This is a genomic window from Burkholderia sp. A9 (genome assembly GCF_000801975.1).
Window position 1 is genome coordinate 285,566 of sequence record NZ_JSZN01000007.1, and the last position, 7,566, is coordinate 293,131.

6 protein-coding genes are annotated in these 7,566 nt (G+C 68.3%); all 6 read right to left on the reverse strand.

The features are described 5' to 3' along the window. Window positions 1–38 precede the first annotated feature (38 nt). The gene (locus PI86_RS05045) at window positions 39–1,454 is read right to left on the reverse strand and encodes a CheR family methyltransferase (protein ID WP_039319329.1); all 1,416 of its coding nucleotides are present in this window, start codon (window positions 1,452–1,454) and stop codon (window positions 39–41) included. Next, window positions 1,451–1,963: a chemotaxis protein CheW gene (locus tag PI86_RS05050; protein ID WP_039319331.1), complete on the reverse strand. Its 513-nt coding sequence runs from the start codon at window positions 1,961–1,963 to the stop codon at window positions 1,451–1,453. The genes PI86_RS05045 and PI86_RS05050 overlap by 4 nt, the downstream gene beginning before the upstream one ends. After that, on the reverse strand, window positions 1,960–3,636 hold the full coding sequence (locus tag PI86_RS05055; RefSeq protein ID WP_039319333.1) for a methyl-accepting chemotaxis protein: 1,677 nt from the start codon (window positions 3,634–3,636) through the stop codon (window positions 1,960–1,962). Before PI86_RS05055 ends, PI86_RS05050 begins: the two co-directional genes overlap by 4 nt. A gap of 123 nt (window positions 3,637–3,759) precedes the next feature. Next, a complete protein-coding gene (locus PI86_RS05060) occupies window positions 3,760–4,893 on the reverse strand; it encodes a hybrid sensor histidine kinase/response regulator (RefSeq protein ID WP_039319335.1) in 1,134 nt (377 codons plus the stop codon). Window positions 4,894–5,399: 506 nt separating this feature from the next. Continuing rightward, window positions 5,400–6,983, reverse strand: coding sequence for a Na+/H+ antiporter (locus PI86_RS05065; protein WP_039319337.1), 1,584 nt, complete (start codon window positions 6,981–6,983; stop codon window positions 5,400–5,402). Window positions 6,984–7,224: 241 nt separating this feature from the next. Further along, on the reverse strand, window positions 7,225–7,566 hold a 342-nt coding region (locus PI86_RS05070; protein WP_039319340.1), incomplete at its 5' end, for an aldehyde dehydrogenase family protein.

Here is a 7,566-nt window from a genome sequence, read left to right on the forward strand (position 1 = left end):
TCGATCATCCCCGTGTCGGCTCCCAACCCTTACTCTCATTATCCGGCCGAGCGCCGCGCACGCTCGAGCAACCATTGCGCGCCGGCGCCATCGCCGCCGACGTCGAGCAAGGTCGCGAGATGCGTCAGCGCCTCGTGGTGCGTAGGCCGCAGATACAGCGCCTTGCGGTAGAAGTCGCCCGCTTCCGCGGCACGCCCGCGCGCATCCGCGATCAGCCCGTTCAGGTAGAACGCGTCCGCGTGCGGCCCGGCGTGCGCCGAGAACTGCGCGAGCACGCGCTCGGCCTCGTCGAACGCGCCCGCGTTGGCAAGCGCCTGCGCCTCCTCGAGCGTCGGCGCGGCGCTGGCGGCAGCCGGCGTCACCGGCACGGCCGTCGGTGTGTCGGCGCGCAGGTCGGCCTGCACGGCGGCCCGCGGCTGGTACGCCCGCAGGCGCTCGGCCGGCGCGAGCGCGGCGAGCGACGGCGCGGCACCGCCCCACGTCGGCGGCACGACGGTCAGCAGCGGGCGCGTCGCAGCCGGCGGCGCTACTTTGAAGCGCTCCGCGCGCCGGTATGGCGCGATCGCGGGCATCGGCGCCGCATGCCGGGCAGGATACCCGTCCGCCGCCGCGCCGCCGCGCACGCGATGAAACGCGAACGCCAGCGGCACGCGCGCCGAGCACATCCCGTGGCGCATCGCGACGCCTGTTTCGGCCGGACCGACGAACAGCACCCCGTCGTCGGCGAGCCAGCTTGCGAGCGAACCGATCACGCGGTCCTGCGCGTCGCGGTCGAAATAGATCAGCACGTTGCGGCAGAACACGAAATCGTAGCGGATGCCCGGGTCGACGCCCGGCTCGACCAGGTTCGCCTGGCGAAACTGCACGCACGCGCGCACGCGCTCGTCGAGCAGCCAGCCGTCGGCAACGGGCGTGAAGTGGCGGGCGCGAAACTCGGTCGCCGTGCCGCGAAACGCATTGCGCCCGTAGCAGCCGAGCCGCGCCTGTTCGATCGCGCGCCCGCTCAGGTCGATCGCGTCGATCGTGAAGCTCGCCGGCTCGAGGCCGGCATCGAGCAGCGCCATCGCCGCCGAATACGGCTCCTCGCCGGTCGAGCACGGTGCGCTCAGTACGCGGATCACGCGCCCGGGCATCCCCGCAAGCCGCTCGGCCGCGAGCCGCGCGAGCATCGCGAACGCCTCGCGGTCGCGGAAGAACCACGTCTCCGGCACGATGAACAGTTCGATCAGCGCACGCCGCTCGTCGGCCGACGCGTTGAGCTGTTGCCAGTATGCGTCGAGCGCCTCCGGCGTCACGGGCGGCCGCGCCGCCGACGGCAGCCGCTCGCCGTCGCCCTGCAGCGCCTGGATGCGCTCGGTCAATGCGCGGCTCAGGAACTCGTTGCCGAGCGAATCGGGGTCGATGCCGGTCTCGCGCAGCAGCCAGCCGCGAAATCGCGAATCGGACTCTTTCATGCGGACTCCCCTTCGTCGCCCGGCAGGCCGTCGAACAGATACAGGCGCGCAACGTCGTCGATCAGGTCGGACACCGAGACCTGCTGCACGATCCCGTCGGGCGTGTTCGCGACGCGCCCGAGCCAGCGCGTGCGCGTGGTCGATACGCCGCTGGCGCGGAACGCCGTGCGGTCGATCCGCAGCGTCTGCGTCGCGCGCTCGACGATCAGGCCGATCACGCGCTCGCGGTCGGCCTGCCCGATGCGGTAGCGGACCATCACCAGCCGCGTCGAGCGCAGCGCATGCGCGCGCCGTCCGAGCGCCAGCATCGGCACGTCGATCACGGGCACCGGCTGACCGCCACGCATCAGCAACCCGGCGATCCAGTCGGGCGCGCCGGGCACGACCTTGGTGGCCGCGAGCGGCAACACCTCGTCGATGTCGGCCGCGTCGAGCGCATAGCGCTCGCCGTCGAGCTCGAACATCAGGAACAGCGCGTGCACGCCGCCCTGCGACTCGGCGCGCGTCACGCGTCGACCTTGAAGCGCGACACGCTGGTGCGCAACTGGTTCGCGACCAGCGTCAGGTCGTCGATCGCCTGCGACGACTGGCGCAGCGATTCGGCCGTCTGCTGCGCGGCTTCCGACAGCTGCGACAGCGCCTGCGTGATCTGCTCGGCACCGTTCGCCTGCGTCTGCATCCCTTCGTTGACCATCTGGAAACGCGGTGCGAGCGTCTGCACCTCGGCGATGATCTGCGACAGCTGCCCGCCGACCTGCTGCACGTCGAGCATCCCGCGGCGCACTTCCTCGGAGAACTTGTCCATCCCCATCACCCCCGCGGACACGGCCGACTGGATCTCCTTCACCGTCTGCTCGATGTCGTAGGTCGCCACGGCCGTCTGGTCGGCGAGGCGGCGGATCTCGGTCGCGACGACCGCGAAGCCGCGGCCGTACTCGCCCGCCTTTTCGGCCTCGATCGCCGCGTTCAGCGACAGCAGGTTGGTCTGGTCGGCCACCTTGGTGATCGTCGCGACGACCTGGTTGATGTTCAGCGCCTTTTCGTTGAGGATCGCGAGCTTCGCGTTCACCGAGCCGGCCGCGTCCATCACGCTGCGCATCGTCTCGCCCATCCGCGTGAGGCCGCTCTGGCTCACGCCCGCGAGCGTCGCCGACTGTTCGGCCACGCCGCTCACCTCGTTCATCGTGCGCAGCAAATCGCGTGACGTCGCGAAGATCTCGCGCGACGTCGCGCCGATCTCGGTCGTCGTCGCCGCGGTTTCATTGGCGGTCGCCTGCTGCTCGCGCGATGTCGCCGCGATTTCGGCGACCGACGTCGTCACCTGCAGCGACGACTGCTGCGCGCGTGCGACGAGTTCGGTCAGTTCGTCGGCCATCCGGTTGAAGCCGGTCTCGAGCGTGCCGAACTCGTCGCGGCGACGCAGGTCGAGACGGCGCGTCAGGTTGCCGGTACGCATCACGTCGTGCACCTCGACGAGCCGCGCCATCGGCAAGGTGACCGAACGGTACAGCCCGTAGCCCAGCCCGAGCGCGGACAGCAGCACGATCGCCAGCGCGGTCGCGAGGACGATCTCGGTGTCCTGCACGGATTCACGGATCAGCTTCGCGGACTCGTCGGCGAACTTGCGGTTCTCCTGCACCAGCGTATTCGCGTTGCGCACGACCTCGGCCCACGACGGCTGCACCTTCGCATATCCGGCGACGGCCTCTTCGTGCGACGCGCGGCTCTTTTGCACCGCGTCGTTCAGCAGCGGCAGGTAACGGTCGAAGGAACCGCGAAACGTCGCGAAACGCTGGCGGTCGTCATCGCGGAACATCGTGTTCTGGTAGTCGACCGACAGCGACTCGACCTCCTTGAGCGCCTCGGCGATCCGCGCGAGATCGCGCTGCACGAATTCGGGATCGGTATCGACGAAGGTCGCCTGCTGCAGCATCGCGAACGATTCGTTGACCGCCCCGCGCAACGACGCCGCGAGATAGACGCCGGGCAGCGAGTCGCGCTCGATGCTGACGGCTTCGGTGTTGATCGCGCGCAAGCGCTCGTAGGACACGCCGGCTGTCACCAGCATCAGCACGAACAGCACGCCGAAGCTGAGCAGGATGCGGTTGCCGAGCGTCAGCCGGGCGGCGCCGAGCGTCGGATGCAGGCTTTCATTGGTCGTGCGGGGCGTCACGGTGGCCATGTTGGTTATGGGCCTTCTAAAATCAGCGTTGAAAAAAACCGCGCCCGCCTGCGCGCCGGACGGCGCGCCACGAGCGCATCGGGGTCTGCGGACGGCGCGGCACCGGCAGGCCGCGCCGCGAAATCACCGTTCCGCTTGCGCCGGCAGCCGAAGCGCGACCATGAAGCCGCGCGCCGTATTGCGCATCAGGATCTGGCCGCGATGCCGCGCCGCCGTCGCGCGGACGAACGCAAGCCCGAGGCCGAAGCCGCCGCGCGCCGCGCCATGCACCGACTCGAGCCGCACGAACGACTCGGTCGCGGCGGTGCGCTGCTCGGGCGCGATGCCGGAGCCGGCGTCCTCGACGCCGATCAGCCATGCGCCGTCGTCGTCGCTCAGCGTGCAATGCACCTCGGTGCCGGTCGGACCGTATTTCAGCGCGTTGTCGATCAGGTTCGCGACCGCGCGCGTGAGCATCATACGGTCACCCATCGTCACGCACTCGGTGTCGGGCACGTGCGCGACGACCCGGCTGCCGAACCCTGCCGCCTTCTCCCACAGCTGGTCGACGGCGTCGAGCACGATCTCGTTGAGACTCACGACCTCGTGCGCGCGCCGCTCGGACTGCGCGCGGGTCAGGTGGATGAAGCCGTCGGCAAGCGCGAGCGCGCGCCGCGCATGACCGGCAATGCGCTCCATGATCGCCGGCATGTCGCCATGTTCGGTCCGGTAGACATCGAGCAGCGCCAGGATCGACGTCTGCGGCGAGCGCATGTCGTGCGACAGGAAGTCCAGCGCCTCGTCGCGCTGCCGCGACATCAGGTACGAATTCGAGTGATAGCGGATGCGCGCCGTCAGCTCCATCGCGTCCGGGAGCTTCACGAGATAGTCGTTCGCGCCTGCGATGAACGCCTCGCGCTTGACGATCGGCTCCTCTTTCGCCGACAGCACGATGATCGGCACGCGTGCGGTATCGGCGTGCGCGCGCCACGCACGAACGAGTTCGAGGCCGTCGATTTCCGGCATCACGAGATCCTGCAGGATGACCGTCGGCTTCACGTCGCGCGCGACCGCCATCGCCCGGTGCGCATCCGTGCACACATGCAGGTCGATGTCGTGCTCGCTGCGCAGCGCGCGGCGAATTACCTCGCCGACGAACGGCTGATCGTCGACGAGCAGGACCGATAGCCCCGACTCAAGACAATCCGGCGCATTTTCACCGCTTGATTCTTTCATAAATACCGTTTCAAACGCCAAATCTCCAATTGATTCTTTCATAGGAGTTGTTTATCCGACTTGGGCGCCATCTTAATTTGGCGGCTGAGAAACCCGCCTATTGTTGCCGATCTGGCCTGTCGGCATTGCCGCACGGGGATCCGGACGCCGAGTTTTCCCCGTCGACGGCCGCATTACCTCCGCGCGCGCTCTCTCATTAAAGATAACCGGCTGATTCTAAATGAAATTAGAACATGGCATCTATCTCCTTCCGGTTTAGTTTTGCCAAATATGGTGAAAGAGAGGGATGCAGATAAATCAGATCATTTCCGCAATCGAAAGACGAGAACGTTTGCCGAACCGCTGTGCAAGGTTTGCATGTGCTGCAAGGCCCGGGCGCCGATCGTGCCGGGGCCCGATTCGGATGCGCGTGAATCGGCGAAACGGCCGGGGAAAAATGTCACGCCGCGACCGAATCGGCCGCGACGCGCAGGCACGACACGGCCAACGCGTGGCGGCGGCAGGAACGACGGCGGCGATGCGCGAACCGTCGCCGCGGTTGCGGCCGGTCAGCCGCGCGCGTGCTGCGCGGACACTTCCTGCAGGTCGAGATCGCGCTCGAGCATGTGCAGCATCTCGTCGTGGATGCGGCCCGAACGATGCAGGCGCAACAGTTCCGCACGCCCGGCCTTGATGGCGGCCAGCACGACGTCGTAGTGCGCGGTGCGTACCTCAGCCGGATACTCGGGCTCGTTCTTCGCGCGCTCGGTCAGCTCCGCGCGATACGTGTATTGCTCGAGCAGGCGCGGGTGAATCACCTTGCCGCTCGCATCGCGCACCAGCGGCTGGATCGCCGCAAGTTGCGCGGCCTCGACATGCGCCCACGCCTGCGGCTCGGTCAGGTGATGCGCGGCGCGCTCTTCGCGCTGCGGCAGACGCAGCAGCCGGATCAGCGGCCCGATGGTCGTGCCCTGCAGCAGCACGGTGACGAGGATCACCGCGAACGACGCGACCAGGATCACGTCGCGGCCCGGCATCGCTTCCGGCAACGACAACGCGATCGCCAGCGTCACGACGCCGCGCATCCCGGCCCAGCTCATGATCGTCGCGGCCTTCCAGTCGGGCGCGACACCATGCCGAACGATCCCGCGCACCGGCACCTTCAGCGCCTCGACCGCGTAGATCCACACGAAGCGTGACAGCACCACCGCCGCCAGCACCGCGAGCACCGGCGGCACCATCGTGGCGAGCACCTGCTCGAAGCCGCCAAGCCGGTGTATCGCGCCGCGCAGCGACAGCCCGATCAGCACGAACACCAGCGCTTCGAGCAGGAACACGATGACCTGCCAGAACGCGGTGCCGCGCGTGCGCACGGCTGCCGAGAACACCTCGTGCTGATGCCAGCCGACGATCATGCCGGCCGTGACCGTCGCGATCACGCCCGACACCTCGACCATCTCGCCCGCGATGTACGCGATCCAGCCGGCGATCACGGCGACGGTGACCACCAGATAGTCGTCATCGAGCAGCTTCAGGAACCACACGACGAGCTTGCCGACCAGGAAGCCGACCACGACACCGCCGAACCCGAGTTCGGCGAAGCGCACGACCGCGTGCTCGAGGCTGAACGCGCCCGTCAGCGCGGCGGCGACCGCGAAGCGGAACAGCACCAGTCCCGCCGCGTCGTTCAACAGGCTTTCCCCTTCGAGCAGCACCATCAGCCGGCGCGGCAGCGCGACGCGCTCGAGCACCGCCTTCGCGGCCACCGCGTCGGGCGGCGACACGATCGCGCCGAGCGCGAAGCACGCGGCCCACGGCAGCGACGGCACGACCCAGTGCACGGCGAAGCCGACCGCGAACGTCGTGAACACCACCGCGCCGATCGCGAGCAGCAGGATGCCGCCGACGTTGTGCTTGAACTCCTCCCACACGGAGAAATACGCGCCGTCCATCAGCAGCGGCGGCAGGAACACGAGCAGCACGAGCTCCGGATCGAGATTGATCGGCGGCAGACCGGGAATGAACGCGATGCCGATGCCGCCGATCAGCAGCGCGGCCGCAGGCGGCAACCGCAACCGCTTGGCGATGCATTCGAGCGCGACGATCGCGAGGAATGACAACAGAACCAGCTTGAATGCGGAGACGGGGGACATGAATCGACCTCGTGAGGAATGAATGCGCACGCCAGCCGGTGTCGTACCCCGGTTGGCCATTGCGCGCGATTACATCACGATGCGATGCTTGCAGTCGAGCGCGGTCGGCATGCACGGCACGCGGTGCTGCCACGATGGCGACGGCGGGAGTCGCGCGCCCGTCGGTGTGCGCCGAAACGAAAACGGCACGCGAGCCGGCGCGATCGCCTGCCCGCGTGCCGTCATGCGGCCGCCCCTCGCGCTAGCGGCGCCGCACGACCATCAGGCGCGGCTCGGTCATGTCCTCGATCGCGTAGCGGATCCCTTCGCGGCCGAGCCCCGAATCCTTCACGCCGCCATACGGCATGTTGTCGACACGGAACGACGGCACGTCGTTGATCACGACGCCGCCCACCTCCAGTTCGTCCCACGCGCGCTGCGCATGCGCGAGCGAATCGGTGAACACGCCGGCCTGCAGCCCGAAGTCGCTGTCGTTCACGCGCGCGAGCGCATCGTCGAAGCGGTCGAATTTCTCGAGGATCGCGACCGGGCCGAACGCCTCCTTGCGGTACAAGTCCTGTTCACGGCCGACGTTCTCCAGCAG